This window comes from Planktothrix prolifica NIVA-CYA 540, assembly GCF_963864145.1.
Classification (GTDB): domain Bacteria; phylum Cyanobacteriota; class Cyanobacteriia; order Cyanobacteriales; family Microcoleaceae; genus Planktothrix; species Planktothrix agardhii.
In genome coordinates this window covers 241,185-268,181 of record NZ_CAWLTW010000001.1, presented here as the reverse complement: position 1 = coordinate 268,181, position 26,997 = coordinate 241,185, and the positions used below count along the sequence as shown (strand labels likewise).

30 protein-coding genes are annotated in these 26,997 nt (G+C 37.8%); 12 read left to right on the top strand and 18 right to left on the bottom strand.

All coding sequences use genetic code 11. From position 1 onward, the window contains the following. Window positions 1–2: 2 nt before the first annotated feature. The gene (gene gatA / locus AC559H_RS01200; RefSeq protein WP_026793715.1) at window positions 3–1,463 is read right to left on the bottom strand and encodes an Asp-tRNA(Asn)/Glu-tRNA(Gln) amidotransferase subunit GatA; all 1,461 of its coding nucleotides are present in this window, start codon (window positions 1,461–1,463) and stop codon (window positions 3–5) included. Window positions 1,464–1,739: 276 nt separating this feature from the next. On the opposite strand from gatA, the gene AC559H_RS01195 reads away from it, so the two are divergent. After that, on the top strand, window positions 1,740–2,183 hold the full coding sequence (locus AC559H_RS01195) for a helix-turn-helix domain-containing protein (protein WP_026787115.1): 444 nt from the start codon (window positions 1,740–1,742) through the stop codon (window positions 2,181–2,183). Window positions 2,184–2,210: 27 nt separating this feature from the next. Here AC559H_RS01195 and AC559H_RS01190 read toward each other — a convergent pair whose 3' ends face one another. After that, window positions 2,211–2,420 (bottom strand): hypothetical protein, encoded by a 210-nt coding sequence (locus AC559H_RS01190; RefSeq protein ID WP_026787114.1) that lies wholly within the window; start codon window positions 2,418–2,420, stop codon window positions 2,211–2,213. 104 nt (window positions 2,421–2,524) lie between these two features. Beyond that, window positions 2,525–3,127: a superoxide dismutase gene (locus tag AC559H_RS01185; RefSeq protein WP_026793716.1), complete on the bottom strand. Its 603-nt coding sequence runs from the start codon at window positions 3,125–3,127 to the stop codon at window positions 2,525–2,527. A gap of 319 nt (window positions 3,128–3,446) precedes the next feature. Between AC559H_RS01185 and AC559H_RS01180 the strand changes: the two genes are divergently transcribed. From AC559H_RS01180 to AC559H_RS01155, 6 genes are all read left to right on the top strand, one after another. Further along, a complete protein-coding gene (locus tag AC559H_RS01180; protein ID WP_036832477.1) occupies window positions 3,447–4,415 on the top strand; it encodes a glycosyltransferase family 2 protein in 969 nt (322 codons plus the stop codon). A 127-nt stretch (window positions 4,416–4,542) separates the two neighbouring features. Next, entirely contained in the window at window positions 4,543–4,677 is a 135-nt protein-coding gene (locus AC559H_RS01175) for a hypothetical protein (protein ID WP_267879830.1), read from the top strand. 514 nt (window positions 4,678–5,191) lie between these two features. Next, window positions 5,192–5,395 carry a hypothetical protein gene (locus AC559H_RS01170; protein WP_026793718.1) on the top strand — a complete coding sequence of 68 codons (204 nt, stop codon included), beginning with the start codon at window positions 5,192–5,194 and terminating at the stop codon, window positions 5,393–5,395. After that, complete coding sequence (locus tag AC559H_RS01165; RefSeq protein ID WP_026793719.1) at window positions 5,373–5,705, top strand: type II toxin-antitoxin system PemK/MazF family toxin; 333 nt, start codon at window positions 5,373–5,375, stop codon at window positions 5,703–5,705. The genes AC559H_RS01170 and AC559H_RS01165 overlap by 23 nt, the downstream gene beginning before the upstream one ends. Next, a complete protein-coding gene (locus tag AC559H_RS01160) occupies window positions 5,705–6,130 on the top strand; it encodes an SDR family oxidoreductase (RefSeq protein WP_081694784.1) in 426 nt (141 codons plus the stop codon). Before AC559H_RS01165 ends, AC559H_RS01160 begins: the two co-directional genes overlap by 1 nt. A gap of 44 nt (window positions 6,131–6,174) precedes the next feature. Continuing rightward, complete coding sequence (locus AC559H_RS01155) at window positions 6,175–6,744, top strand: Uma2 family endonuclease (protein WP_026793720.1); 570 nt, start codon at window positions 6,175–6,177, stop codon at window positions 6,742–6,744. A 150-nt stretch (window positions 6,745–6,894) separates the two neighbouring features. On the opposite strand, the gene AC559H_RS01150 is transcribed toward AC559H_RS01155, so the two are convergent. Then, on the bottom strand, window positions 6,895–7,425 hold the full coding sequence (locus tag AC559H_RS01150) for a WcbI family polysaccharide biosynthesis putative acetyltransferase (protein ID WP_158295804.1): 531 nt from the start codon (window positions 7,423–7,425) through the stop codon (window positions 6,895–6,897). Window positions 7,426–7,697: 272 nt separating this feature from the next. On the opposite strand from AC559H_RS01150, the gene AC559H_RS01145 reads away from it, so the two are divergent. Continuing rightward, a complete protein-coding gene (locus AC559H_RS01145; RefSeq protein WP_026787107.1) occupies window positions 7,698–7,943 on the top strand; it encodes a hypothetical protein in 246 nt (81 codons plus the stop codon). A gap of 226 nt (window positions 7,944–8,169) precedes the next feature. Here the strand turns inward: AC559H_RS01145 and AC559H_RS01140 are convergent, their stop codons facing one another. The 4 genes from AC559H_RS01140 to AC559H_RS01125 form a co-directional block, all read right to left on the bottom strand. Next, entirely contained in the window at window positions 8,170–10,689 is a 2,520-nt protein-coding gene (locus AC559H_RS01140) for a glycosyltransferase (protein WP_237745575.1), read from the bottom strand. A gap of 138 nt (window positions 10,690–10,827) precedes the next feature. After that, entirely contained in the window at window positions 10,828–11,667 is an 840-nt protein-coding gene (locus AC559H_RS01135) for a tetratricopeptide repeat protein (protein ID WP_026793723.1), read from the bottom strand. A gap of 100 nt (window positions 11,668–11,767) precedes the next feature. Next, entirely contained in the window at window positions 11,768–12,541 is a 774-nt protein-coding gene (locus AC559H_RS01130) for a sulfotransferase family 2 domain-containing protein (protein WP_026793724.1), read from the bottom strand. Between the two features lie 17 nt (window positions 12,542–12,558). Continuing rightward, a complete protein-coding gene (locus AC559H_RS01125) occupies window positions 12,559–12,768 on the bottom strand; it encodes a sulfotransferase domain-containing protein (RefSeq protein WP_026798414.1) in 210 nt (69 codons plus the stop codon). A gap of 151 nt (window positions 12,769–12,919) precedes the next feature. Here AC559H_RS01125 and AC559H_RS01120 point away from each other — a divergent pair, with 151 nt between their 5' ends. Next, window positions 12,920–13,582: an IS5/IS1182 family transposase gene (locus AC559H_RS01120; RefSeq protein ID WP_026793975.1), complete on the top strand. Its 663-nt coding sequence runs from the start codon at window positions 12,920–12,922 to the stop codon at window positions 13,580–13,582. Window positions 13,583–13,698: 116 nt separating this feature from the next. On the opposite strand, the gene AC559H_RS01115 is transcribed toward AC559H_RS01120, so the two are convergent. Next, window positions 13,699–14,226 carry a GNAT family N-acetyltransferase gene (locus tag AC559H_RS01115; RefSeq protein WP_026793456.1) on the bottom strand — a complete coding sequence of 176 codons (528 nt, stop codon included), beginning with the start codon at window positions 14,224–14,226 and terminating at the stop codon, window positions 13,699–13,701. After that, window positions 14,183–14,956 carry an acetate and sugar kinases/Hsc70/actin family protein gene (locus AC559H_RS01110; protein WP_026793455.1) on the bottom strand — a complete coding sequence of 258 codons (774 nt, stop codon included), beginning with the start codon at window positions 14,954–14,956 and terminating at the stop codon, window positions 14,183–14,185. Before AC559H_RS01110 ends, AC559H_RS01115 begins: the two co-directional genes overlap by 44 nt. 247 nt (window positions 14,957–15,203) lie before the next feature. On the opposite strand from AC559H_RS01110, the gene AC559H_RS01105 reads away from it, so the two are divergent. After that, window positions 15,204–15,527 carry a HigA family addiction module antitoxin gene (locus AC559H_RS01105; RefSeq protein WP_051319822.1) on the top strand — a complete coding sequence of 108 codons (324 nt, stop codon included), beginning with the start codon at window positions 15,204–15,206 and terminating at the stop codon, window positions 15,525–15,527. A 57-nt stretch (window positions 15,528–15,584) separates the two neighbouring features. Here the strand turns inward: AC559H_RS01105 and AC559H_RS01100 are convergent, their stop codons facing one another. Both AC559H_RS01100 and AC559H_RS01095 read right to left on the bottom strand, forming a co-directional pair. Next, window positions 15,585–16,160, bottom strand: coding sequence for a Uma2 family endonuclease (locus AC559H_RS01100; RefSeq protein ID WP_026793454.1), 576 nt, complete (start codon window positions 16,158–16,160; stop codon window positions 15,585–15,587). Between the two features lie 438 nt (window positions 16,161–16,598). Beyond that, window positions 16,599–18,425: an RNA-directed DNA polymerase gene (locus AC559H_RS01095; RefSeq protein ID WP_071782765.1), complete on the bottom strand. Its 1,827-nt coding sequence runs from the start codon at window positions 18,423–18,425 to the stop codon at window positions 16,599–16,601. Window positions 18,426–18,715: 290 nt separating this feature from the next. Between AC559H_RS01095 and AC559H_RS01090 the strand changes: the two genes are divergently transcribed. Next, entirely contained in the window at window positions 18,716–19,006 is a 291-nt protein-coding gene (locus AC559H_RS01090; RefSeq protein ID WP_199918689.1) for a type II toxin-antitoxin system RelE/ParE family toxin, read from the top strand. A gap of 14 nt (window positions 19,007–19,020) precedes the next feature. Further along, a complete protein-coding gene (locus AC559H_RS01085) occupies window positions 19,021–19,344 on the top strand; it encodes a HigA family addiction module antitoxin (protein ID WP_051319823.1) in 324 nt (107 codons plus the stop codon). A gap of 221 nt (window positions 19,345–19,565) precedes the next feature. On the opposite strand, the gene AC559H_RS01080 is transcribed toward AC559H_RS01085, so the two are convergent. From AC559H_RS01080 to AC559H_RS01055, 6 genes are all read right to left on the bottom strand, one after another. Further along, window positions 19,566–20,186: a hypothetical protein gene (locus AC559H_RS01080; protein WP_026787470.1), complete on the bottom strand. Its 621-nt coding sequence runs from the start codon at window positions 20,184–20,186 to the stop codon at window positions 19,566–19,568. Continuing rightward, window positions 20,183–20,617 carry a Panacea domain-containing protein gene (locus AC559H_RS01075; protein WP_026787471.1) on the bottom strand — a complete coding sequence of 145 codons (435 nt, stop codon included), beginning with the start codon at window positions 20,615–20,617 and terminating at the stop codon, window positions 20,183–20,185. The genes AC559H_RS01080 and AC559H_RS01075 overlap by 4 nt, the downstream gene beginning before the upstream one ends. A gap of 118 nt (window positions 20,618–20,735) precedes the next feature. Further along, a complete protein-coding gene (locus tag AC559H_RS01070) occupies window positions 20,736–21,110 on the bottom strand; it encodes a hypothetical protein (protein ID WP_026787472.1) in 375 nt (124 codons plus the stop codon). Window positions 21,111–21,265: 155 nt separating this feature from the next. Beyond that, the gene (locus AC559H_RS01065; RefSeq protein WP_026793452.1) at window positions 21,266–21,841 is read right to left on the bottom strand and encodes a Uma2 family endonuclease; all 576 of its coding nucleotides are present in this window, start codon (window positions 21,839–21,841) and stop codon (window positions 21,266–21,268) included. A 335-nt stretch (window positions 21,842–22,176) separates the two neighbouring features. Then, on the bottom strand, window positions 22,177–23,901 hold the full coding sequence (gene recN, locus AC559H_RS01060; protein ID WP_026793451.1) for a DNA repair protein RecN: 1,725 nt from the start codon (window positions 23,899–23,901) through the stop codon (window positions 22,177–22,179). A gap of 106 nt (window positions 23,902–24,007) precedes the next feature. Then, the gene (locus AC559H_RS01055) at window positions 24,008–26,833 is read right to left on the bottom strand and encodes a GAF domain-containing protein (RefSeq protein WP_026793450.1); all 2,826 of its coding nucleotides are present in this window, start codon (window positions 26,831–26,833) and stop codon (window positions 24,008–24,010) included. Between the last annotated feature and the right edge of the window lie 164 nt (window positions 26,834–26,997).

Below are 26,997 nucleotides of genomic sequence, written 5' to 3'. Positions count from 1 at the left end.
GATTAGATTCCTTGAGGTTTATAATTATGCCAATCCGTTGCTTGTTCATAGGCATTAGCAACTTCTAATAACCGAGATTCCCCTAACGGTTTGCCAATTAATTGCATCCCAATCGGTAAGCCTTGATCATCAAAACCACAGGGAACACTAATACCTGGTAAACCCGCTAAATTAACTGGAATAGTCATTAAATCCGATAAATACATACTCAAGGGATCAGCCGTTTTTTCACCCGCTTTAAAAGCCGTTGAAGGTGCGGTCGGACAAACTAAAACTTCCACTTGACTAAACGCCCGATCAAAATCTTCCTTAATTAAAGTTCTCACCTTTTGGGCTTTCAAATAATAGGCGTCATAATATCCCGCCGATAATACATAGGTTCCCATCATAATCCGGCGTTTGACTTCCGCCCCAAACCCCTGCGCCCGGGTTTTCTGATACATTTCAATTAAATTATCCGCATCGGGATAACGGAAACCATATTTCACCCCATCATAACGGGCTAAATTAGCAGAAGCCTCGGAAGGTGCAATCACATAATAAGTTGGTAAACCATAGCGAAAGCGAGGACAAGAAACCACTTGAATTTCTGCACCGGATTCCTGTAAAACACTAATAGCTTTGGTGACAGTTTTTTCCACAATGGGATCTAATCCTTCCCCAAAGGTTTCCTTAATTACTCCAATTTTAATCCCACTTCTGGCTCTTAAAGAAGGTAATAGCCCGGAAACATAATCGGGAATAGGCAGGTTTAAACTGGTGGCATCTTTAGGGTCGTGTCCGGCGATCGCTTGTAATAAAATAGCGACATCTTCCACAGAACGTCCAAAGGGCCCAATTTGATCTAAAGAGGACGCATAGGCGACTAAGCCGTAACGAGAAATTAAGCCATAGGTGGGTTTAAGCCCGACAACCCCACAGAATGACGCGGGCTGACGAATCGAACCCCCCGTATCTGAACCCAGGGAAACCACCGCTTCTCCGGCAGCTACGGCCGCAGCAGACCCCCCCGATGACCCCCCCGGAACCCGTTCTAAATCCCAAGGATTAGCTGTCACCTGATAGGCTGAGTTTTCGGTTGAACTCCCCATGGCAAATTCATCCATGTTGGTTTTTCCCACCATCACCGCCCCAGCCGCAGCGAGTTTCTGGGTAACGGTAGATTCGTAGGGCGGGATAAAATTCTCTAAAATTTTGGAGCCACAGGTAGTCCGAATTCCCTCGGTACACATATTGTCTTTAATGGCGATGGGAATTCCTGCTAACAGACCTATTTCTTCTCCTCTGGAAATTTTGGCATCTACTTGACGGGCCTGTTCTAAGGCTCTATCCGCCGTCACACAGAGGAAACTCTTTAATTGGGGTTCAAGTTGTGCAATCCGATCCAGCGCTTCCTGGGTGATCTCAACGGCGGAGCGTTCTTTTTTGATCAGTTGTCGGTGCAACTTACGGATGGATGCCATACTCTGTTATTCCTCATATTCTTAAAAATACCCATATCAGAGTTTAACACCAGGAGGGGCAGGGGGAGCGGGGGAGGCAGGGGGAGTAAACCCATTACCCATTACCCATTACCCATTACCCATTACCCATTACCTATTACCCATTACCCATTACCCATTACCCATTACCCATTACCTATTCGTAATTCGTAATTCTTAGAAATTCTGGCATTGATCCGGAAAACCCTTAAAACGATCAGATAGACTAACCAAATTTCCTGATGCTGAATCGGATGAATGCCACCTAAAGCGCACATCGAACCGTATCTAACGCCCGATGACCTGAAAGCTCGCTATCGTCAAGCACGAGACACGACAGAGGCCCGTCGATGGCATTTGCTTTGCCTTGTGGCAGGGGATTGGACAATTAAACAATCGGCTGAAGTGGTGGGGTTAAATTACGACTATGCCAAGGAAATTATCCGGCGCTATAACCGCGAGGGGCCCAGTTCTATTAAGAATCGTAGCCGGGAGCGCCAACCCCCGATAGCGAAATCTTTACTCACTTTAGGCCAACAACATGAACTGATGCAGGCGTTAAAGGGGCCAGCACCGGATGGTGGCTCTTGGTCTGGCCCGAAGGTGGCGGAATGGATTGCTGAAAAAACGGGACGTCCTCATGTTTGGCCCCAAAGGGGTTGGGATTATCTCAAACGTTTGGGGGTGAACTGGAAGCATTAGACCCTAAAAAATGATGAGGAATCAATTTTAACCAAAAACCTCATTTTCTATTCCCAACCACCACTCCCCCAAATTCATTAATTCTTGATGCAGTTGGGCTAACTCTTGAATATATTCTTCCTGGGAAATTTCTGAACGGCGTTCTTCAAGTTTTTTTAACCGCAATTGTACTAATAACCAGGACTTAGAAATACCATTAGTGCTTTCAATATATCGGGCAAGATCTTGACTATTCATGGTTAAAATTTGAATTAATTGGGATGATAAAAAAAGCAAGACAGTTCTAAAAATAGAATGACTGTCTTGCTTGTGGTTCAATCTATTTCAGAAAGAATGCTCAATTATGCAGCAGCGAAGTTTTCAGCCACAAAATCCCAGTTCACTAATTGATTTAGGAAGTTTTCAATGTAAGCAGGTCTGGCATTTTGGAAGTCTAAATAATAGGCGTGTTCCCAAACATCTAAAGTTAATAAAGGAGTTAATCCATCCACAATAGGAGTTCCTGCATTAGCGGTTTTGGTAACTTTCAGAGTGCCATTATTTAATACTAACCAAGCCCAACCACTACCAAATTGAGTAGTCGCGGCGGCTTTGAATTCTTCGATAAATTTGTCAAAGCTACCAAAGTCGGCATTAATTTTTTCGGCTAAAGCGCCTGTGGGTTGGCCACCGCCACCAGCTTTCAGACTATTCCAGAAGAAAGTATGATTCCAGACTTGAGCCGCATTGTTGAAAATTCCAGCTTTATTCGGGTCATTGGCGGTTGCCTTGATAATTTCCTCTAGGGATTTATCCGCTAGTCCTGTCCCATCAATCAGTTTATTCAGGTTCGTAACATAAGCCGCGTGGTGCTTACCATGATGGAAGGAAAAGGTCTTGGCCGACATTTTGCTAGATTCTAAAGCATCGTCGGCAAAGGGTAGGGCGGGAAGTTCAAAAGCCACTGTATTTTCTCCTCTCTAAATGGATGTCGGTTATTCTAAACAAATCTTCACATAAATTTGATTTTATATCAAAAATTACAAAAGTTGGCGATTTTGGCCCTTCAACCCTTAATTATCTGTCTCTAGGAAGGGGTCAGTCCCGGTCAACCGAGATCCGTGAGAAATTTGTTAATATTTATTAACTGAGTTCAATTCAACTTTGGTCAGGGGGGGGTTATCTTTTGGGGCGATCGCATTTATCAGAAAATTTTGAACAATTATTAGAGGATAATTGGTATCCACAAAATAATTTAAACTGTATTAATTAACAGTAATTTTAATGCCTAGAGTTAGTGTAATTATTCCGACTTATAATTGCGATCGCTTTCTTCCTGAAGCGATTGATAGTGTTTTGAGGCAGACTTATCAAGATTATGAAATTATTGTTATTGATGATGGATCAACGGATCAAACTTGTCAAGTTTTAGAGTCTTACCAGAATAAAATTAGATATTTTTATCAAGAAAATCAAGGTTCGGCTGTCGCTCGTAATTTAGGGATTAAACAAGCTCAGGGTGAATTTATAGCTTTTTTAGATGCGGATGATTTTTGGATTGTACCCGAAAAGTTAGCAGCACAAGTGAATTGTTTTGAGCAACAGCCTAGTTTGGGAAGTGTACATACAGGCTGGCGAATTGTGGATGGAGGGGGTAAGAAAATTATTGATGTGGAACCTTGGCGTGATGTTCCTGATCTGAATTTGGAAAGTTGGTTAATGTATAAACCAGTTAAAACCAGTGGCATGATGATTCGTCAACAGTGGTTAGGACAGGTGGGGGGGTTTGATGGGGAGTTGCGCCAATCCCATGATGTTGATTTGGTGTTGCGTTTAGCGTTGATGGGGTGTGAAGCGGCTTGGTGGCGGCGGGTGGCGGCGGGTTATCGCAGGTATGGGGGGAACACGACTAGAAACACCAAAACTCAAGCTGAATGTGTGGTGAAGGTGTTGGACAAGTTTTTTGCTCATCGGGATTTACCGGAGCAGATTCGAGGTATGGAGCATCGGGTGCGTTATCATACGTTGGTATGGTTGGCTTGGTATCACTATGATAGGGGATTATATGGGGAAATGGCTCGATTTCTGGATGGGTCTTTAGAATACACTCCTTACTATAAAGTCGAAACGATTTCAGATTGGGTAGAGCAGTTCAAAAAGTTTTCAGTTCAGAATCGCTTGAATTTGGATATTTGTTTGTTGACGGATTTACCTGAATGGCAACAACTTATATTTGGGATTATTGAAAACTGAGGGGATCTTAATTTTGAAACTTTTAAGTCTTGACTTTCCGAAATTAAGCCATTCCTCTAACAACCAAAACTAGCCCAGCACCGTTTTTTGTACATACTCCTATCTAACTCTAAAACCTGGAACAGATATGGAGAGTCCTTTACGCCAGTTTGACCAGTGTATTTTTGGAACCCATAATGGTTCTCATACGAGGGAAGCTGTATTGCGGGTGAATGAGATGGCGATTAAAAATCTTTTACAGGGGTTAGGATTAGAAAATTAAAGGGTCAAACAGTTGACACTCTCAGGTCTGAAGACGCGCTCGATTCTTGGTTCAACGAAACCACTTAATCAAAGTACCTTGCAGTGCTTTAACCAGAGGTGGGATTCTCCCCAAGCTAAAGAGCGGGTATGCCCTACCCTATTCGCATTAATGCGAGTTCTTTTTTGCTTAAAAACTGTTCGTCTAGCTCCCATGAATCTTTTACCCACTGCTGGGGGAAAACTAGAACTGTGCAGTAGAACCCTATAGATTCAATTGTCAAGGTTCAGCGTTTTGCCGTTAGGCGACTAGGTTTTTAGACAGGTTGTTTACCTTTTCCTGTTACTGGATATATTAACATAGATTGAAGAAATATTCACGGGGGTTAAAACCCCCTGAGTCGCTTTTCATCTGGTGGTCTGAAGACACTGAGTTTTCAAGCTCCCAGACTTATGTTATAAGCTAATGTCTATTTTTCAACGTAGTGCTAAGATAAGCGACTAGCCAAAACTATTTTATTTAGAGATAAATAAATATGATGAGAACACTTTGGGGTACTGTTAAACAAGGGAAAATTGAATTGCTTGAGTCAGCAGATTTGGTGGAAGGAACGCAGGTGCTTGTAACTTTAATTCCTAATGATGAATTTGAATTTTGGCTTCAAGCCAGTCAGATTTCATTAAATGCAGTCTGGGATAATGCTGAGGATGATATTTATGCCGAGTTACTCAAAAAATGACGTTATTCTGGTTCGTTATCCGTTTTCAGACTTGTCAAGTTCAAAGGTTAGACCTGCGGTTATTGTGAGTGCGCCACACCCATCTCAAGACATTTTGATCGTACCCCTAACGAGCAGAACTGAATCTTTACTGGATGGGGAGTTTTTGCTTTCTGATTGGTCTGTCGCTGGGCTAAATGTAGCCACAGCAGTAAAGCGAGGTTTGTATACAGTCCACGAGAGCTTGATTATTAAAGTGATCGGCAAGTTATCTGATGGGGATGCGGACAACTTAGAGCAGTCGTTGCGATATTGGTTGGGGTTAATTTAATGAGTAAAGTTGTCTTAATTACTGGGGTTTTAGGCGGCATTGGTAGGGCTACTGCTGGGTTGTTTCAAAAAAATGGCTGGTATGTGGTAGGGGTTGATCTGGGTGAAGTCACCACGCCATTAACTGGGGTTGATTTGTTGATTCGGGCTGATGTCTCTGATGCTTTGGCTTGGGGAAATATCGCCCACCAACTATCGGGAAAGGTTGAAAATATAGCAGCTATTGTGAATAATGCGGCAATACAAGTTTGTAAGCCTCTGGTAGAGACTACACCGGAGGAATGGGATCGGGTGATGGCAGTCAATCTCCGCTCGGTTTATTTGGGTGTCCGTCAGCTTTATCCTTTGATGAAATCTCAAGGAGGGGCAATTGTGAATGTGAGTTCGGTTCATGAGATCGCCACCTGTCGGTTAAGTACAGAGTAAAAAATAAAGCACTATACTAACCAAATGTTGTTAGGAGGTAAAAAATGGTTGCGGTTAATCAAATTCAAACAAAAATCACCTTAGAGGATTTTTTAGGATTTCCTGAAACAAAACCTTCTAGTGAATATATTAATGGACAAATAGAACAAAAACCCATGCCCCAGGGAGAACATAGTCTGATTCAAACTTATTTATCTGCAAAGATTAATGAAGTCGGAAAAGCAAATAAAGCAGCCTTAGCTTTTATAGAATTAAGGTGTACTTTTGGTGGACGTTCTCTAGTACCTGATCTTGCCGTTTTTGCTTGGAAGCGCATCCCAAAAACAGAACAAGGGAGAATTGAAAATCGCTTTGAAATTTACCCTGATTGGGTCATTGAAATTCTATCTCCCGAACAATCTCCTAACAAAGTTATTAAAAAGATTATTTTTTGTCTGAAGCATGGAACAGAATTGGGATGGTTAATTGATCCTAAAGATGAATCAGTCATGATATTTCAGCCCAATCAATTTCCTGACATCAAATCAGAGCAAGAAATTTTACCTGTTTTAGAAAGTGTTAAAGATATGAAATTGTCGGTGACAGAAATGTTCACTTGGCTGAACATTGAATGAGCATTAAATTAAGATTAATATTTAATCAACTTGTTTAACCTGTACCCTTTGATGGTATAGTAAGGATGGGTGAATGTGAGTTCGGTGGAATATACTCCTTACTACAGGGCGGAAAGTATTTCAGATTGGGTAGAGCAGTTTAAAAAGTTTTCAGTTCAAAATCACTTGAATTTCGATATTTGTTTTTTGACTGTTTCTTTCCGCAGTATTTAATTTTGGTAGTCCTAGATTCGTTAGAATTCTATCTGCTATTTCCAGCAACACTAAGTTAGTAGGATGATTCATAGAATGAAATAATTTAATTTTTGTCCAATTTTCTTCTATAAAATCTGAAATAATTATATCTGTTATCATTTCTCTTTTCCGCAATTCACTTAAACTATTCTTAGCATTTTCCCAGATAAAATCATTACTATAGTATTCAATATCTAATATGCTTGATACTACGTCAGACTCACTTTTTCCCAGAAGGTAGTCTTTGATAACATTTGAATCATGATAATCACAAAAACGTTTAACTATAATACCATTATGTTTTAAGTAAGTGGTTTCTGGATTGTATCCTTTATAATGACTATTGGGAAAAGATATTTTTAGACAATTAGGTTTTAGCATTTTCAACAAAAAATCTGTCGATGATTTTTCTCCGTAAGATGCTCCATTATTTTGATATATAAACAAATCTATATTTTCAATAATTTGACAAAAGGAAAAGTAGCTCGAAGCTCGGTGTTGTAGCGATACAACTCGGCACGACTAACTTTTTCATTGTCTATCCAATACCGTAAACATTAGCAATTTTAATGCCTAGAGTTAGTGTAATTATTCCGAATTATAATTGCGATCGCTTTCTTAGGTGAAGCGTTTGCGTGTTAACATCATAGATAGGATTCTCTGTCTAAGTCTGGGCGGGGATTGTTTCTCGGTCTAAATCGCATGGGAGAGGGGGCTTTATGCAGTCAATTAGGGGTATTTTTAAAGATGGGGTAGTTCATCCCAGTGAACAAGTTTCTTATGGCGAATTTCACCCAGTTATTATAACTTTCTTGGATACACCGACAACTGCTACAACAGTAGGTATATCATCGGATGAATCTGCATCTGGGTGGGACAGGTTGTTATCGGTTATAGAAGAGTGTCAAATGGAAACGGGAATAACTGATTTAGCAGATCAACACGATCATTATTTGTATGGTTAATAGTGGCTTGATTTAGTCAGCTATATCTTCCTAAATCTACTTTGGTCAGGGGGAGTTTATCTTTTGGGGCGATCGCATTTATAAGAAAATTTTGAACAATTATTAGAGGATAATTGGTATCCCAAAAATAATTTAAACCGGATTAATTAACAGCAATTTTAATGCCTAGAGTCAGTGTAATTATTCCGACTTATAATTGCGATCGCTTTGCCACTAACTATTGGCATCACAAAGATTTTAATATAGAATTCAATGTGTCTGAAAAAAATTGAGGAGAACATTCAGTTTCTACTCGCTTCAGGGCATTTTTTCTGAGTTGATTCCATAGGGTTGAATCTTGATAAAGTTTGACGCATTGTTGAGCGAAATTTACGGGATCATCCGCAACTAATAATTCTATTTCCGGGTTCCATCCTAACTGTTGAGCTATTAAGGATGTGGTAACAATGGGTAAACCATAAGCTGCGGCTTCATGAACTTTATGGGGAATTCCGGCTGCGTATCGGGTTGGGGCTACAAATAATCGAGCTTGATTATAGAAAGGTGTTAAATCATCAACTTTGCCTAATAGTTTGATTGATGAATTGTTTAAATTATTAATTTTTTGTTTAATTTCTTCAACGGTATTATTACCAATAATTATAAGTTCAATTGTCTGATCAAGTTGATTTTGAATCAGGGGAAAAATTTCTTGACTTAGCCACAATAATGAATCAGCATTAGGAGATTCTAGTTCATAAATTGAACCCACAAATATTAAATTTTGCCGTTCTGCAAAGGGTTTAGGTGTGGGATAAGGCGAAAAAGTATGACCTAAAATGCTAACGTTTGTGTAGCCTTGTTGAATAAATTGTTGTTTTTCTTGGGGAGAAACGGTAATAATATGATGGCTATTTTTAGCTAGTTTAATTTCCTCTGTAATAGCTTTTTGACGTTCTTCTTCAGTAAAATTAATTTTATTTAAACGTTTATATTCATAATCTCGAATACTAAAAATTGCTTCTGCATCATAAATAATTTTTGCTGAATTTAGGAAATTTTCTTTGACTAAAATGGAGTTTAAATGTTTAATATTATGGGGACGACTAACAAAAACTAGATCATAATATCCTTGGCGTTCTCTGAGAAAATCTTCTAACATTACTAACCCATAACCTCGCATGATTTCAACGGTTTGGGGAATATCAGCATAAATTGTTGACCAATCTTCGAGATAATACAAATCCCCTGGATAAAGGGTAATAGAATAGTCTAATTTAACAAGATGAGACAGAATAGAATAACTGCGAGTATAACCTGAACCGACCCAAGGATGGGGGATTCTATCATCAATATATAATAGGCGTTTTTGTTTTTCTCTGGCTTGAGTTCGAGCAAATATTAGGTTTTTGAGATCGGAGGGATATTGAGATTGAAACCAGTCTTTGTGTTTTTCTTTTAAAAGTTGCTGATTTTTTTCCATGAGGGCGATCGCATGATCACTTGAACCTTTATTACTGGAACTAGCAAACTCATAATGGAGAATATTAACATTAGGATCATAAATAATTTTTTTGCCGATTTTTTGTAGTCGAATACAATAATCAATTTCTTCATAGTAGGCAGGTTGATAATCTTGATCAAATCCTCCTAGGGTTAAAAATAAGGTTCGGGGAGTTAATAAAAAGGCAGCAGAACAATAATCAACAGAACGCTGAAATCGATACTGGGGTGCATGGGGGGAGTCTGTCCGTCCATAACTGGAACAAGAACCATCCTGCCAAATGATTCCTCCCGCTTCTTGTAAGGTTCCATCGGGTAAAATTAATCTTCCTCCAACAGCACCAATTTCTGAAGAAGATTTAATTGTATTAACGGCTGTTTCTATCCCATTTTCTAAAATTTTGGCATCATTATTTAAAAACAATAAGTAGTTTCCTTGAGCAATTTTACTGCCTTGATTACAACCTAGAACAAAATGCAGATTCTCCTGATTCCTTAATATTTTGGCTCCTTGAATTCGTTGCAGCAGATCTAGTGTAGCATCCTGGGAGGCGTTATCTACTAAGATTAATTCAAAAGAATTAAAGTTTTGATGCAGGAGGGAAGATAAACATTTAAAAGTCAATTCAGCCCGATTATGCAAGATAATAATAATACTAACTTCTGGACTATGAACTGAAGGAAACTGAATCATTTCTTGAGTTTGCAAAAATTTCTCTAAGGCAATTTGACTGGAAGTTTTTAAGGTTTGTTTGGCTTGATTTAGATTTAACTTAGGTTCAAACAGGGGAGTTGATGTTAATATTTGAGGATTAAAGCCACTGGCTAATAGTAGATAAACTTGAGGATGTTGCGGTTGCAAATAGAGAAATTTCTGATACGCTAAAATTCCCCGTTCCCAGTCTCCCATTTGCATGAGTCTTTTGCCTAAGTTTAAATACAGTTCGGCATCATTGGGTTGCAGTTCTAATGCTAACTCATAGTTTTCTAAGAGATGGGGATCTTCCTGAATCTTTTGTCGATAAATGTTTTGTAAAGTAGCCCTTTCTTCTTGAACTTGTAGTTGTAAGGTATTAGCTAATTTTTTATAAATAGAAGAATAATTAGGATTGAGATTTAAAACCTGTTGATAAGCTGCGATCGCTTGATGCCACTGCTGATTTTCTACAAAACGATCTCCCATTTGCTGATAATATTCAGCATTATGGGCAGGGGCATCATATTCAAGGGCTTGTGGGTTAACAGCGATGAATTCAGACTGCATCTTTTCGAGTTTCAATTCCGGCGATAGGGAGATTAATTCACGATCATACACCTGATTTGAGATCTGATAAAGACGGGTTAACTATTAGTTAGCAACCCGTCTTTAACTCAAATTTAGCTTGATTCTAATCCCAACAAATTAGACTGAAATGGCTTGACGATAAGCATTTAAAGCTTCTGATTCTCGATTTTGTTTAAGCAAAACATCCCCCAACAGACGATAAACCCCTTTAAAATCGGGTTTGAGTTCCGTTGCTTTTTGATAATAGGACTGAGCTTGGACTAAATCATTTTGTTTTTGGAAGGCTTCCCCTAAACTTTTATGAGCCATAACCTGATTGGGTTCGAGTTCCAGTACCCGTTGCAAGCTAATAATAGCTTCGTTCACCTGATCGGCATTCAGTTGAGCTTGACCTAATTTCAGATAAGCCGTTGCTTTTTCAGGCTGTAATTCCGTTAGCTTTTGGCAATAGGGAATGGCTTCAGCAAAACGATTGGTTTTATTTAAAGCTTGAGCTAAATTTTTATAAGCTTTTGCAGGTAAATCCGCTTTAAGTTCAATGGCTTTTTGATAGGGCGCGATCGCATCTTCTTCTAAGCCTTTTTCGTAGAGTACATTTGCTAACCCTAAGTAAACTCGGAACGCCGCATCCGGTTTAAGTTCAATCGCTCTTTCATACATTAGGATTGCTTCAGTGTGTTCCTCGGCTGTTTCCAAAGCCTTAGCTAATTGGATATAAGCCCCTGCATTTTTAGGTTTTAAGTGAATAATTTTTCGATAACAGTCAATTGCGTCTTTCAACTGATCTTTACTTTCATAAATATCTGCCAGTTTATTCAGTGCTTGAGTCGATTCTGGATTCAGCTTTAATGCTTGTTTATATTTTTTCAGGGCTTCATCTACTTGACCTTGCTCTTGAAGTTTTTCAGCTTCCTGTAAAACTTCTTCAATGGGTTTAGGTTGGACTTGAGTTTCCATCGTCTTTAACCCCTCCAGTTTGAGGTTTTAGGTTGACTTTTAAGATTGTAGCATAATTTTTCTGAATCGACATGAATATATTCTCATTCATTAACAATCTTTACATTTTTTTGAGAAATTTATCATTGGTCAAATTCTGTTCTAAAATATTTTCTGAAATTTTATATAGCTTTTGATCAAATTTATTCATTTCATCAATTTTTTCTACAATTTCATCTCCTAAATCTTGGCTTAAATTTGCTTTAATTTCTTTATCAGATAAGGGCATTTCAGTAGAACGATTTAAGTAACTATATTTTAAGTCAATATCAGGATAAAACGAGCTTAATTTAAACTGAGCGACTTTTAAGGTATCTGAGTATCGTTCTACTGTTCCCACAATAAAACAGTTTTTTAGATTCTCAATAGCCAGTTGTAAACTATCTTCCATTGGCATTTGATCTGAGTTTTGAGTCCGAGAACAGTAATAAGTCTGATAATTACAAAACATAACTGGAGTAAATTCCAACCGCCACAGAACATAATCTTTAAAATCTAACTCTTTAGCTTTAATTGCGCCCTCAGTTTGAGCATTTTGTTGTTGTTCAAATTGATAAATTGAACGAATTCTCGCTAAAGGTTTTCTCAATAAAATAGAAGAAATTGTTTGATAGTTTTCTCCTTGGGGAGTTGGTAGAGAAGCGTGATGACTAGAGATGGCTAAAGCTTGGGGATGAGTCAGAATAAACAGGTCTAAGTCCTGTGGGGTCACAACTTGACTATTGGGTAAATCATATTCCAAAAAGCTAGAACCGAAATAATGCTGGAGTGCATGATTAAATGACGTTCCAGCATTTTTAAAAATATGATGATGCACTAAAATTGTTCGGTTCATGAGCTATTTATCCTTAGTTACCAATGATCATTCTGTTCATAACCTAGTTGAGTCAGTGCACCGGGATACATTTGTTTGAAAAGTTGTTTATGATCTTCTGTGAAATAGTTTTTCCAGTCTCCCGAAACTCCTTTTCTTAAATGGCTTTTGCGATCTTCTTCCCCTCGTTGACGACCAGTACGCTTTTCAAAACTCAATTGGTCAACAATATTTAAGGCGATTTCCATTAGTAGAACTCTTGCAAAATAATTTTATGGTATTATGGTAAGTTTTGCTCAATTTCATAAAATCCTAGAGACTAACCATTCTTCACAAACTTTTGCTAAAAACTCCATAAAATGGTAAAAATTGAAAGTGAATTTAGACAATAACTCTGCGATGAACACTCAATTTTATCTAAATTTGAAACCTCATGAATTTAAACGAAGATTTGGTGTCAAGATTCAAACCTTCCAAAAAATGGTTAATGCCATAGAGCAGTTCAGGTTAGAACATCCTAAAGATAGGAGAGGACATCACACCCACCTGACTCTCCAAGAGCAAGTTTTAGTAGCCTTGGAGTATTGGCGAGAATACAGAACATATTTTCATATTGGGACAAATTGGGGAGTATCAGAATCAACTATTTGCCGAATTGTTGCTGACATTATTCAATTAGTAATTAATCAAGAAACTAAACAGATTATTTGTACAGATTTTGGAGAAGGACATTGCCACGATTTTAGCTTATTCAAAAAAAGCGAAATTCATTTTCACCCCCAAACTGATAGCTTACAAGATAGTGGCTATCAAGGAATTAAAGATTATCACTTTAATAGCTATGTACCCAAAAAGAAACCCAAAAATGGCAACCTTTCGGTCTTAGAAAAAGACTATAATCAAGATTTGGCTCATCAACGAATTGTGATTGAACACGTTAATCGGAGCCTCAAAATTTTCAGGATCTTATCGAGTCGTTATCGAAATCGTCGTCGCCGTTATGGTCTTCGTTGTAATTTGTTGTCAGCCATTTATAATTATGAGTTGACACTCTTAGTCTGAAAGTGAAAGTTTGGCATTATAGCATAGATTTTTTTTGCAAGAGGTTTGTCAAGATAACTGTCCCAAGACATATAAACACCTCTTTAATTTAATTAGTTTTTAGTTTAGTTTTTAGTTTACCATATACGTTGAAAATACATGGGGGAATTTTCAAAATTCGCACACAGATTTTTACCCTTGTCAGAAACCAACAAGATCATTCTCATACTAGCATACTGTTGGTAATTGGTAGATGAGCCAATTCTGGTGACAGAATTGTTCTGTGCTTCCCAGCCGTTTGAAGCATAAAACGATTCAAGCCGAGGTTCGCAAAAAAGTAACCCAAGATCAACATCGTTGCATAGGATATAATCCGTCGCTACTTTAACGATTTGTTTGCCATATCCTTTGCCCCGAAATCGCGGCAATGTTAATAAATTGGATATCCCACAAACCTTGTACATCTGTTCTAAATACTCTAGATCGACTTGAATAACTTCTGCCCGGCTAATTAGTTCGTCATTTTCCATGATCGAAAAGTGAATTGAAGCCCAACAGCAGACCGCATTCGGTTCAATTTTTACTAGGCGGATTGTTTGTTGACCAATATTTAGTCGAGCATTAGAAACATTTTCTATGAATAATAGTTGGTCCAGATTCGTCATATTCCTGTTTACTAACCCACATTTGTTCAAAAGTAGATGAAGACGCAAAAATTGAGCCACCAAGCCATGTTAAGATTCCACGCTCTGGAACAGCGATAATTTTAATTTTCATGGTGGGCGGAGCTAGGGCAGAAATTTTGTTTTGCATTGTGTTATCGATGCCTGGAACCATGGTACCTTCGCCGGAAAAAATGATATTGGCATACAAATCCTTATGAATATCTACATCACATTTCATTATAGAATTATAAACATCTTCAAAAATACCATTAGATTCTGTATTGCCGTCTGCCCAAACAACAGCAGCATAAGGTAGCGCATGTCCTTCATAGACAGGAACTACATAACTTACGTCGCCTTCGGAATCAAATACTATTCCTGTACTGCGCCCACTGCCACACACAGCCAAAACAGGTCGCATCGCTAAATACATAGCAGGAACATTAAATGTTTCAAATAAAATCTGTGTTAGTTTTTCTCGATTTGTCTTTGGATTCAAAGGCGCTTCCGTTATCAATACGGGATGTTCCTCTGGTGCTACTCTGAGTTCATGATAAAAAGTTTGGTGAAGATTTTTCTCGATGTCATTCCAATTTGTAACCATACCATGTTTCATGGGGGTGTTTGAATATGGACGAACAACAAGCGGACTGCCATCGCCTGCCAAACCAGCTTTAATCATATTCGCCCCTAAGTCAACTACAATTGGCGCATAATCCATATAATCCATATTGTTCTCCTGATTTTTAGTTGTGGTTAACTATCAATTATCTTGTAGGTTACATGATAACCAAGATTCAGCACTTCTCAATATATCTTTTTATTTCTTAACCCACCCAAAGGCATTTTTACGAAAAACCTTCATTTGAGAACTTCATCATAAATGACAAATGGCGTATTTGTTTTGAGTGGACAGAAACAGAAAATCGCCCATTTAATATCGAAATTGTCGATTATCACTAAAGGAGAAAACAACTATGGCAAGACCTGCAATTCACCCTGGCGAAATCTTATCTGATGAACTAAAAGAGCTTGGGATTAGTGCATCAGAATTAGCGCGATCGCTCCATATACCCACAAATCGGATTACGCAAATTCTCAAAGGGCAAAGAGGTATTACGGCTGACACGGCATTACGTCTAGGACGATGGTTTGGCACTGGTGCAGAACTATGGCTTAATTTGCAAAAAGCTTATGAGTTACGCCTAGCCCAAGAGTTAGCGGGAGAAGAAATTCATTCATACGATTCAACCTCGTTCATCTATCAACAATCAGCCGTTAGTTCAAGTTTAGATAGATAAATTTTGGGTATGGGGAATGCGATCGCTGGTTGATTTTTTTGAAGTGGCGATCGCTATTTACCAAATCATCCCCAAATTTAACACAAAATCCTTTAAAATATCTTCCCCTGAAACCGTAGCAGGAGAATCTAAAACCTCAACCTCTTTTCCTGATCTATAAATCTCTACTTGACGAGATTTACGATTAATTAATATACCCAAACGGACACCATTATCTATATATTCCCTCATCTTTTCCTGTGTAGTCTTCAAACTATCACTAGGAGAAAGTAACTCAATTACAAAATCAGGAGAAATAGGGGGAAATTTTTGTTTTTCTTCATCAGTTAAAGCATTCCATCTTTCTAACTTAATCCAAGAAGCATCAGGAGAACGATCTGCACCATTAGGCAATTTAAAACAAGTGGAAGAATCAAAAACTATACCCTCCTTATTTTGCTCATTCCAAATCCAAACTTGAGCAGTAATACCCGCATTACGATTTCCTGTTTCTCCTCCCGTTAGTGGCATAATTATTAATTCTCCATTTGCATTTCTTTCAAATCTCAATTCGCGGTTGTTTTGACATAGCTGAAAAAACTGCTCATCAGTCATTTCTATTAATGATTTCAAATTGACAGTTAAAGCATTCATAGTCCTATCCTCATTGAATGTTCGGGGAGAAATTTTAACTATCTCATATCCTATTATATATTAACTGAATATTCCTTTTTGAGCTTGGCGATCGCTATTACTGTGAGTCGTGATTTTTAGGCGATCGCATCGCTTAATAATTATTTGTCTTTACGGTCGCCTATAATTTCTACGAACTCATCAACGAAGCAAATCATTTTTGAGTGCTTAATCTCGGCGATAAACAGATAACTTTAACGGGCGTTTCGGTTTGGTATAACTATGTATTAGACGGAAAAATTCTGTCCAATATGACATAGGTGCGTTACATTTCATTAACGCACCCTACAAGATCGGTGATCGCACTAGCAGTACTAGAAACATGGCATTAACAACTCATGATATTCGGAAGTTCCAAATTCAGATTGCAACAGTATCTTCCTTTACAACTTCTCATATTTATAAGTTTGATGGAATTAGAGAACCTACATCCGAAGTACTTAAATCAGTATTTTCAACAGAATGAGAAGATGCTGTGTAGTCTGGACTCACATCTAATTCTAGTTCATTTTTATCTTTAGAAGAGTATACTTTTAATTGTTTTGTTGAATCATAAAACTCTATATCTAAATCTTTAAGTATTTTAAAGAAGTGATTATTATCAATTAGATTTGAAGTACCTGACGAAATCCATCCCTTTTTAAGTCCTTCGTATGCTAACAACCAAAGTTGAGAAAAGAAAGTATCTTCTGTTATATATGTTGCTATATCAGAAAAAGCAGTAGGATGGTCGTCAATTAAAGCTGTATTCTTAAGTATATCAAGCAGTATCAGCAAAGAAATGGAATCTTTCATCTGAATAACACTATCTACTAAAGATTTTTTAATTTTAATTTCAAATGTTTTGGCTAACCAAAGTGCCCAAGCTACTTCAAAATTGTGTCTTACTGGACTATGATTTTCTATAATGAGTTCAATCAACTCATATAATTTCGTTTTGGAATCCGTATCAAGATAGCTTTTATATGTCAATAAGATTCTAGTTACTATGTCCAAAATTGCAGGTTCAATCAATGCTGACTTTAATAATAAATCTTCAAAAAGCTTCCAGCTTTCCTTCGTGATTGTTACAGTTCTCCATTCAAATATTCTTAGTGCATATTTAAAAATCCAATCTGGGCGTTGACTGTTTTCATCAATGAGTCCCCATACCAAACTAAAGTAGTGCTTAATACTGTTACTCAAGCTTGTTTCCTTGAAATCGAATTGATTAAAAATCAGAGTAAATTTATCCTCAAATGCAAATGGGAATTCTTTGATTCTAACCTTGCTTTCATTTATCTCTAGCTGAAAATCGTTTAAAATCCTTTGTAATCCTTTTAAAACTCTATCTGCTTCATCTCTGGTTGAGACATATAAATAATAATCATCATAGTAACGACAGCCCTTAAGTTTAATGTTACTAAACTCATTTTGTAAAATACTGTCAATTCTGCAAGCAATAAGCTCTGAAATAATGTGTGAAGTATCTGGTCCTATTGGTATGCCAATTGACTGACGCTCTTGGCAATTTCTAACAGAAGTATCAATATCGTCCGCCAACTTATACAGTATTGCATCATGATCGTTAGAAGCTATAAGAGTAACCAAATCATTCTTCTTTGTATTATAATAAAGCTTTGCTTTTTCTTTTCCTAGAAAAGCCCATGTTATTGAATGTGTGTAGATTGTAGGATAAAATTTAGAAATATCTACACGAATTTCGATTAACTTACTTAGTGAAGTACTAATTTTGTGATCTCTGAAGTCGGAAACACCTTTACTAAGTGTAGACACAGAACGTTTAATAGGATTTATCTCTGGTTTAGGCAAACTTTGCGAATATTTTGATAAATTAAATACAGTCTTAAATTCTTGCCAGTTATCTACTATTTTCTTAGATAGATCTATAAAGTGCTTTGGATTTGGAATACATAAAAAACGTCTCGATAGTTTTCCTTTAGAGATAGAAAAGTCTACAGCTTTAGACGATCCATATTTATTTTTAAATTCATTTGCGTAGTCTTTTTTTCTAGCTTTATATTGTGCATTTAGTTCTTCTTGATTTTGAGTTAAAATAAACGTAGAACTTTTCTCATTTCCATGTTGCTCAAAGGTACTTATCCAAGTTAGAATTATAGAATCAATATGTTGTGATAATTGAGAAGTATTAAATGGAGGTGGTAGTTCTTTAGGAAAATAGCCCCGTTCTATAACATTTTTCAGATCAAGCATTGGATCAGGCATTGTTAGGTGAATTTAAGGTAAAATAATTTTCCGATTTTAGCATACGTTGAAGTGGGAAAGAATTCTTACGGTATCCAATAAAGCGGAGATATTCTGACAGATAAGAGTTTACGAGGCGATCGCCTCAATTATCCATCTGCTAAAGGGTTTACTGAAGGCGATCGCTATTCCTGTGAGTCGTGATTATTAGCCGATCGCCGATCAATTGTATGTTTTGCAGTATTGTGATCGCTGGTTGATTTTTTGCGAAATTGCGATATAAATGTTATGTTTAACGTAACGCATAACACTTGCCTATACCTCAAAAATATAAAGACAAACGCACAGCCAAATTTGCTGCTGGTGATCGTGTCAAAGAATTTCAGGCATTTGAAAGACAAGCATACAAGCGCTTAGAAATCCTAGAAGCCGCACCTAATAAAGAATCCTTGAAGGCTTTGCCAAGTAATCGTTTTGAGGCACTAGGCGGAGATAGAAAAGGACAGTACAGCATCCGCATAAATGACAAATGGCGTATTTGTTTTGAGTGGACAGAAACAGAAAATCGCCCATTTAATATCGCAATTGTCGATTATCACTAAAGGAGAAAATAACTATGGTAAGACCCGCAATTCACCCTGGTGAAATCTTATCTGATGAACTAGAAGAACTGGGAATTAGTGCATCAGAACTAGCGCGATCGCTCCATATACCCACAAATCGGATTACGCAAATTCTCAAAGGGCAAAGAGGTATTACTGCTGACACGGCATTACGTCTAGGACGATGGTTTGGCACTGGTGCAGAACTATGGCTTAATTTGCAAAAAGCTTATGATTTACGCCTAGCCCAAGAGTTAGCGGGAGAAGAAATTCATTCATACGATTCAACCTCGTTCATCTATCAACAATCAGCCGTTAGTTCAAGTTTAGATAGATAAATTTTGGGTATGGGGAATGCGATCGCTGGTTGATTTTTTTGAAGTGGCGATCGCTATTCCTGTGAGTCGTGATTTTTAGTACACAGTCAAGCATAAATCAACTGATACTGTTTACGAGTTTAAACTGACTATATTAGGTTGATAAGCCTTTTATCCTGTCTGTTAAACGACGGTTCACGGTCTAATATATAGTACATCTTACTGACTGAGAGGACTGATAGTTAAGGCTGAGGGAGTTGATATATCTTGTGATGTCTTTCCCACCAAACCAAATAAAAATGTCCTTCTAGCCTTACACCCCAAGCTCTGACTGTATTAGCAAATCTAAAGCGAAAAGCCGTGTCGTACTCCTCTAAACCTATTTCAATCCACCTATTCTGAGCTTCTTTCACCAAAGTAATTAGCTCTTGAGAGTGATGCTTAGGTACGCTTTTGCCGCCCTTTGCAGGTGTCTTTTGCTCAAATAAAATTTCAGACCAAGTTGATTTTTCTAACGAACTGAGATTTGGAAGTATTTGAGTTTGCCATTCTTCCTCAGTCCAACACCTTTGCTCTTGCCATGACCACTCTCCCTCTAAATCAGATATAGTCGTACACCACGTCAAATGGCAGGCTTTTGAAAATGCTTCTTCGTTAGGAAGATATACAAACTTGTTTCTACTTGGATTTTCCTGAACCTTAACGACCTTCAAGGCAAGCTCAGGTATTGGCGCTATTTTCACAGTTTTAGTCGCCAAGTTTTCCACGCTAGACGAAAATTTTACTGACTTTGCTCTGTGCGCCTGAGCTTTTTCCTCTTGCCTTTGTCTCCTCTTCTCAGCTTTTGAAGGTTTGTCCGTCATAGGCTGGAATAATATTCATGTATTGCAGCTAAGGGGATAAGGTTATCACCCCTTTCTGTAGGTTTCAGATCGCCTCTAGCGTCTTTCCAAGGAGACTCCATGTGAGTTAACTCGCTTAACCACTGCCCACTCTTGTCTTGAAGTGCCTCTAGCACTTTGTCAATAGAGTCTTTCTGATTAGGAGTTAAAGCGTCAACATTTCCATCGGCAAAGGTATCCTTATTAACCTTAAATTGACCTCGATGATAAGAATACAGAACTTGCACCACAGGTCCATTAGCCCAAGCCTGAATATCTTCCTCAAATAAGGGGCTTTCATCCCACACAAGAGACCAAGCCTGACTGTAATAAACAAGCTTTTGAAGCTTCATCGCAGTCATCTCTCCTGTTTTGGTTAGGATATATTTCGCCACATCTACAGCGCGTGCCATATTGTTTCCCTTTTAGCTTTTAGCGAATTATTCCATAATTATAGCACACAAGAACATTGGGCTTTGGTTGCGATCGCATCAACAATCTATCTTCTAAAGGCGATCGCACTTAGTTTGATTATAAATTGCTCATTAGAGAATAACGCATTTTACCAGACTCGTCTTTTCGCCATATACAGATCGGAGTCCAAATGACTGTTACATAATTATTGAATTGATCGCGATAGTCTTGGGAAGAAATTCCCATTTTTCTTGCCGCTTTGACCAGCATCCTTCCAATTGAAAATCCAATTTTACGAATAGCTTCATCTTCATCATCTTCTTCAGACTCCATCAGTGCATCCATATAAGCATCAAAGATGACCGACAATGAATCTTTTAGGCTAAGATCGAACTGAAAAAAATCTGCCGTGTGCCAATAAACTTCACTGCCTTTGAACTTTTTCAGGAGTTCTAAATTTTCATCAGTTGGCTCAAGAATAAACTTATTCATTAGACATCTCCAGAAATTAGGATTTGGTTACGGTATATCAAGGCTTCTAACATAATTCTTGGAGATGTCTATTCAATAACCACATAGTTAAATAATAGAATTAACCCCAATAAATCCAAAATCATTTATCTGGTTAAATAAATACCTATATAATGTTACCAAATCATCCCCAAATTTAACACAAAACCCTTTAAAACATCTTCCCCTGAAACCGTAGCAGGAGAATCTAAAACCTCAACCTCTTTTCCTGATCTATAAATCTCTACTTGACGAGATTTACGATTAATTAATATACCCAAACCCACACCATTATCTATATATTCTCTCATCTTTTCCTGTGTAGTCTTCAAACTATCACTAGGAGAAAGTAACTCAATCACAAAATCAGGATTAATAGGGGGAAACTTTTGTTTTTCCTCATCGGTTAAAGCATCCCATCTTTCTAACTTAATCCAAGAAGCATCAGGAGAACGATCTGCACCATTTGGTAATTTAAAACAAGTGGAAGAATCAAAAGCAATGCCAGTACTATCAGCATCAGTCCAATTAAATAATTGTTGATTTAGTCTACCGTTACGATTTCCCGTTTCTCCTCCCGTTGGTGGCATAATTATTAATTCTCCATTTGCATTTCTTTCAAATCTCAATTCGCGGTTGTTTTGACATAGCTGAAAAAACTGCTCATCAGTCATTTCTATTAATGATTTCAAATTGACAGTTAAAGCATTCATAGTCCTATCCTCATTGAATGTTCGGGGAGAAATTTTAACTATCTCATATCCTATTCTATATTAAGTAGTTGCACAAAATAAATTACCTAGTTGAGAAAGGGAACAGCCCCCAAACCCCCCGTGCACGGGGGGCTAGGGGGGAGGGAACAGGGTAGAGGATGTGTAATTAATTTTGTTTAGGTACTTATTAGTTAACAATTAATAATATAGCAATCTTAAATGATTTGCGATCAGAATATAGAACCCCACCCTAGCCCTCCCCTTACTAAGGTGAGGGTTGGGAGGGGTCGAGATAGATGGAAATATTACAACTGATTTAGGATTGCTATATATCGCTAGTTTTTCATCAACGCCGCTTGGGTCAAAAGTGACTCGGCAAAGGCGATCGCTTCTTGGGCCGATTCCCCACTGGCCAATTGAGCCAATTCTTCCCGACGTTGGGGGGAAGTTAACTGAGTCACCCGGACGACGGTGCGGGTTTCTGGAGCCTGGGAATTGGGTTCTAAGTCGGTTTGGATAGTTTCTTTGATTACCCGAAAATGATGATCTCCCATGGCCGCAACTAGGGGCTGGTGGGTGACACAGAGGACTTGATGGCGTTGACTAAGTTGGTGGAGTTTCTGAGCGATCGCCGTGGCCACTCGTCCCGATACCCCGACGTCAATTTCATCAAATACCAAGGTTCCTGACCCGGCAATTTGGGAAAAACAGGCTTTCAAAGCTAAGAGAAACCGACTCATTTCTCCCCCGGATGCGATCGCTCCCAAGGGTTGCAGGGGTTCTCCGGGGTTGGGACTAAAGCAAAATTGAATCTGATCCGCCCCCATAGCAGTCGGGGAAATCGGATGAATTTCGGCTTGAAATTTAACATTATTCATCGCTAAAGGTTTGAGTTCTTTGAGGAGATGGGTTTCTAATTGATGGCCGGCTTCTTGACGGAGGTTAGTCAGATGTTGACAGGTTTCTTTTAGGGCTTGAACTGCCTGTTGATAGGTCTGTTCTAAGGATTCAATTGATTGATCTTCATCTTCTAAATCCTTTAATTCTTCTTGAATGCGATGATAATATTCGATCACTTCTTCTAAAGTTTGTCCATATTTGCGACAAATTTGTTTTAAGTCTCGAATCCGATCTTCTACTTCTTCTAAGCGTTGAGGATCGGATTCTAATTGTTCACCATAACTGCCAATTTGTCTTCCGGCTTCGGTAATTTGAGCCACCGCTTCACTGACTATTTCTAAAATGGTTTGGAGTTGGGGATCATATTCGACTAAATCACTGAGTTTGTTTTCCGCTTGGCTTAATAAATCCGTTGCCGCTAACCCGGTTTCACTTTGATAAAGGGCTTGATAAATTTGATAACTTTGTTGTTGAAGTTCAACAATATGATTTAGCCGTTGATGTTCTATTTGTAATTGTTCTAATTCTTCGGCTGTGGTTAAATTAGCTGTATCTAATTCTCGAATTTGATAGGTTAATAAGTCCAATCTTTGTAACCGTTGTTGTTCAAATTGACGGCGTTTTTCTAAGGCATGGCTACAGGTTTGAGCTTCGCTATAAGTTAATGCTACAGCTTTTCTAGCTTCGATTAAGGGTTGACCTCCATAGAGATCTAACCATTCTTGTTGAAGGTCGGGTTGACCGAGTTGTAAGGTTTGTCCTTGGGCGGTAATTTCAATTAAGCGATCGCGGAGTTGTTCAATTAATTTGCGATTAACTAATACCCCATTTACCCTAGATCGGCTGCGAAGTTTATCTCCGGTAATTACCACTTCTCGACTACAAACAATTAAACTGCCATCGACTAAATCAATTTCTTGTTCTGTTAACCAATTAAACCATTTTTTTTCGATCTCAAATGTTCCTTCTAATAGGGATCTTGTAGCTCCTGTTCTAATGGAACGACGGTCTACTTTTCCCCCTAAAATTGCATCAACAGCATCTAAAATAATTGATTTTCCGGCTCCGGTTTCTCCGGTAAATACATTTAAACCAGTACCTAAATCTAAATCTAAATGATCAATTAAAGCAAAGTTTTCTATTTTTAGGGAAAGTAACATATTAATCAGTTATCAGTGATCAGTTATCAGTTTTAGGAGTAATTTTTATATTCATTACTTCAATCTTGAGCCACCCGTCCGTACAAGTTATTAGTAAATCATTGATCTAACTTGCTGGAGCTAAAGTTAAAATAATCCGAGTTATAATTTGTTGATTTTCTCCTGATTCTATTAGGAATTTTCCTGCCATTTTTTCTAACATTTGTTGACAAATTAAAAGCTGTTGACCTGGGGGAGAAGCTAAGGGAGAGGGAGCAAGTAAATCGGGAGAATGACCCACTTTTAACTCCAGAATCAGTTGCGGATTGATTGTACCATAATCTGTAATCATTAGTTGTAATTGATGATCATTTAAAGGTTGAGTGATCATCTCAATGACGCCACCTGGTTCAGCGCGGTGACAGGTGGTTAATAATATTTCATAAAAAACCAGTTCTAATTTAATATGATCGCCAATAACATTAAAATTTTCCTGTTGTTTAATCACTAATTGGATTTGTTTATTTCTAATAATAGCATTGATTCTTTCTCGCACCCTTCGCAATAAATTAGTAATTGGAATAATATCATTTTGATGATGAAGTCGCCATTGTTCCTGTTTAATTAAAGAACTGGTAGAAGCTAAAGCACTTCCCATTTGACGGAGTAATTGTTGATAGCGTAAATGGGAAAGTTGGTTTTTTTGTGGATCGGTTGATTGAAATGGAGATTGATTTAATTCGTTTAATTGTTTCAGTCCTCCGCCCACGGTTCGATACAATTCTTCTAAGCGCCGTTGTTTGTACCAATTTAGCCATTGTAATTCTTCGTGTTGAGTTTTTAAGACCTCTTGAATTCGTAAATAGCGCCGTGACCAAGAAAATTGTGTCACTAACAAATTAAGCATAGTTAAAGATATTCCTGCTTCTGTTTGAATTTGCTCAGGATCAGCAATAATTAAAATACCTGTGGGATTATGTTCAGAAGCGGTATAAAGGGTGGTAACTAAAATTTTCTTAACCGGGCTAGTAAACCATTGTTGAGTGTATATCGACAACTCCTGTACGGGCCACCAAAACAATTCTTTTGTTGATAATGCGTGTTGAATTAAAGGATCTTTGGCAATAGAAATTAACCGATCAGAATTAATTAATAATTCCGATTGACGGGCAACACAATTAACGATTTTTGCTTTTTTTGTCCCTTCAATCCATGTTAATAATACAACTAAAGGACTTTGTAATAATTGTGCTATTTTTTCTGTAAATTGTTGTTCTAGGTGTTGTAATTGATGAGTTTTTTGTAGGGCTAACCAACAACAATCTAAAGCCTGATGAAATTCTTCCTGAGATTTAATTTGTTGATTTAACTTCCATTGACGTAAAATCACGCTCAATTGTTGACTAACAATTTTAACTAATTCCTGTTCGGCTCGATCCCAAGTTCTAGGAGATTCATGACCTATTAATAACAACTCTTGAGGCATATTTTCCTGTTGATATTTTTCCGAAGTCAAACAAGAATTAATCGGGCAAAGAATTAGCGATCGCACTCCGGCATCTTTGAGTTGATTGCGCCAAGATTTTAATTTTTCATCTTCATCATAATTTTCAATTAGCAAAATTTCATTCTGATTTTTTAAAGATTGCCAATCTTGGAAAGTCAGAGAATCTAAAGGCGAAAAAATTGCGTTTCTATTTAAAGGATAATATTGATAAATAATCTCAAATTTTGCCGTTTTAAGATGACGCTTAATTAATAAAAACCGTCCCGCATTTAATCGCTGACACAATAGATTAGCGGTAGTTTTTAAAGAAAGTTGCCAATCTTGATCATCAACAATAGCACGGGTAACTTTAGCAGTTAAGGATTGATCTAATTCCGCTTGTCGAATTTTAACTTCCATTTCCGCTAAGGGAGCAGTTAGGGAAATTAATTGTCCCACACCCCGCAAAAATTGTTTTTCATTTTCCTGCCAAATCCTCGGATTTTGACCTTCAACGGCAATAAATCCTAACATTTCTTGATTAAAAAGAATCGGAACCGCTAATAGGGAACGGGCGCGAATTTTCTCCATTAATCGTTCCGTTGTATCCGCTCTTAAGGAACTATAAGACTCTCCAATAGACACTAAATGATCGGAAGTTAACGCTTGATAAAATTCCCCTAAATCCTGTACTGTTACCCCCGAAGCCGATTGTTTCATTAAACTGACACTGGGAAGTTTTTGTTGATTACTCGCCCGCCGCCAAAAATAACGACCTTCTCGATAATACCAATACACATTGGTGCGCGTGGGTTCAATAAATTCATGGGTTGTTTCTACCGCTACTTCCAAACATCGATCTAAAGTATTCAGGGTTCTAAATTGAGTTAAAAGTTTCAAAAAAGGTTGGTCAGGTCTTTTGGTTTGTTGATACATCCAAGTGGTTTCAATTTGAAATAAAGAAGTCGCTAAGGTTCCTAAAACCATCGAAATTAGTTCTTTTTCCGTTGAACTCGGAGAAATTCCCCACTCGGTTGATCCTAATAAAACCACACCAAAACAGCGATCTTTATAGCGCATGGGGAATAAAATTGACCCCTGAATATTAAAGGCTTGGGCAGCTTTTTGCCATCCTCCAGCGCGAGTTTCTGACCGCAGATCGGGGACAACTAAAGGTCGCATTTGAATTACTAACTGTTCGAGTAAATCTCCAGGAGATAAGACAAATCTTTGTTTGATTAACCAATTATCTTCCGTTGGGGTAACTCCTCCTTTGCCAATTAAACGATGATCTAAACGATCATATAAACTAATCCAAATTAAACTATAATTAAACTCGGTTTTTAAATAGTTTAAAATCGTTTCGATTAAAACATCAACATTGTCTTCATCTTGTAGGGTCTGGAGAACACGCCCCAATGTCATGATGGGTTGCTCTAATGCGGTCGATTCTTCAAATTGACCCATAATAAACTCCCGAATTGTATATTTTAATTAACATTAAAAACTAAAATTTTAATTAAGATCCTAAACCTGTGCAGTTTTCTGGTATAGGGGAAGAAAAATACTCTACCCGTTGATCTGGCTGATGCTTCTATCTTACCCTTAATATTTCACCATTTTGCTCAAAA

What these genes read in the sequence shown, in the direction of transcription:
- AC559H_RS01180 (WP_036832477.1), top strand. Translation starts at nt 3,447, where the DNA reads ATGCCTAGAGTTAGTGTAATTATTCCGACTTATAATTGCGATCGCTTT.
- gatA (WP_026793715.1), bottom strand. Translation starts at nt 1,463, where the DNA reads ATGGCATCCATCCGTAAGTTGCACCGACAACTGATCAAAAAAGAACGC.
- AC559H_RS01175 (WP_267879830.1), top strand. Translation starts at nt 4,543, where the DNA reads ATGGAGAGTCCTTTACGCCAGTTTGACCAGTGTATTTTTGGAACCCAT.
- AC559H_RS01170 (WP_026793718.1), top strand. Translation starts at nt 5,192, where the DNA reads ATGATGAGAACACTTTGGGGTACTGTTAAACAAGGGAAAATTGAATTG.
- AC559H_RS01100 (WP_026793454.1), bottom strand. Translation starts at nt 16,160, where the DNA reads ATGAATGCTTTAACTGTCAATTTGAAATCATTAATAGAAATGACTGAT.
- AC559H_RS01165 (WP_026793719.1), top strand. Translation starts at nt 5,373, where the DNA reads ATGCCGAGTTACTCAAAAAATGACGTTATTCTGGTTCGTTATCCGTTT.
- AC559H_RS01065 (WP_026793452.1), bottom strand. Translation starts at nt 21,841, where the DNA reads ATGAATGCTTTAACTGTCAATTTGAAATCATTAATAGAAATGACTGAT.
- AC559H_RS01190 (WP_026787114.1), bottom strand. Translation starts at nt 2,420, where the DNA reads ATGAATAGTCAAGATCTTGCCCGATATATTGAAAGCACTAATGGTATT.
- recN (WP_026793451.1), bottom strand. Translation starts at nt 23,901, where the DNA reads ATGTTACTTTCCCTAAAAATAGAAAACTTTGCTTTAATTGATCATTTA.
- AC559H_RS01105 (WP_051319822.1), top strand. Translation starts at nt 15,204, where the DNA reads ATGGCAAGACCTGCAATTCACCCTGGCGAAATCTTATCTGATGAACTA.
- AC559H_RS01070 (WP_026787472.1), bottom strand. Translation starts at nt 21,110, where the DNA reads ATGAATAAGTTTATTCTTGAGCCAACTGATGAAAATTTAGAACTCCTG.
- AC559H_RS01130 (WP_026793724.1), bottom strand. Translation starts at nt 12,541, where the DNA reads ATGAACCGAACAATTTTAGTGCATCATCATATTTTTAAAAATGCTGGA.
- AC559H_RS01080 (WP_026787470.1), bottom strand. Translation starts at nt 20,186, where the DNA reads ATGACGGACAAACCTTCAAAAGCTGAGAAGAGGAGACAAAGGCAAGAG.
- AC559H_RS01120 (WP_026793975.1), top strand. Translation starts at nt 12,920, where the DNA reads ATGAACACTCAATTTTATCTAAATTTGAAACCTCATGAATTTAAACGA.
- AC559H_RS01085 (WP_051319823.1), top strand. Translation starts at nt 19,021, where the DNA reads ATGGTAAGACCCGCAATTCACCCTGGTGAAATCTTATCTGATGAACTA.
- AC559H_RS01195 (WP_026787115.1), top strand. Translation starts at nt 1,740, where the DNA reads ATGCCACCTAAAGCGCACATCGAACCGTATCTAACGCCCGATGACCTG.
- AC559H_RS01075 (WP_026787471.1), bottom strand. Translation starts at nt 20,617, where the DNA reads ATGGCACGCGCTGTAGATGTGGCGAAATATATCCTAACCAAAACAGGA.
- AC559H_RS01145 (WP_026787107.1), top strand. Translation starts at nt 7,698, where the DNA reads ATGCAGTCAATTAGGGGTATTTTTAAAGATGGGGTAGTTCATCCCAGT.
- AC559H_RS01095 (WP_071782765.1), bottom strand. Translation starts at nt 18,425, where the DNA reads ATGCCTGATCCAATGCTTGATCTGAAAAATGTTATAGAACGGGGCTAT.
- AC559H_RS01140 (WP_237745575.1), bottom strand. Translation starts at nt 10,689, where the DNA reads ATGCAGTCTGAATTCATCGCTGTTAACCCACAAGCCCTTGAATATGAT.
- AC559H_RS01155 (WP_026793720.1), top strand. Translation starts at nt 6,175, where the DNA reads ATGGTTGCGGTTAATCAAATTCAAACAAAAATCACCTTAGAGGATTTT.
- AC559H_RS01160 (WP_081694784.1), top strand. Translation starts at nt 5,705, where the DNA reads ATGAGTAAAGTTGTCTTAATTACTGGGGTTTTAGGCGGCATTGGTAGG.
- AC559H_RS01135 (WP_026793723.1), bottom strand. Translation starts at nt 11,667, where the DNA reads ATGGAAACTCAAGTCCAACCTAAACCCATTGAAGAAGTTTTACAGGAA.
- AC559H_RS01115 (WP_026793456.1), bottom strand. Translation starts at nt 14,226, where the DNA reads ATGACGAATCTGGACCAACTATTATTCATAGAAAATGTTTCTAATGCT.
- AC559H_RS01110 (WP_026793455.1), bottom strand. Translation starts at nt 14,956, where the DNA reads ATGGATTATATGGATTATGCGCCAATTGTAGTTGACTTAGGGGCGAAT.
- AC559H_RS01125 (WP_026798414.1), bottom strand. Translation starts at nt 12,768, where the DNA reads ATGGAAATCGCCTTAAATATTGTTGACCAATTGAGTTTTGAAAAGCGT.
- AC559H_RS01055 (WP_026793450.1), bottom strand. Translation starts at nt 26,833, where the DNA reads ATGGGTCAATTTGAAGAATCGACCGCATTAGAGCAACCCATCATGACA.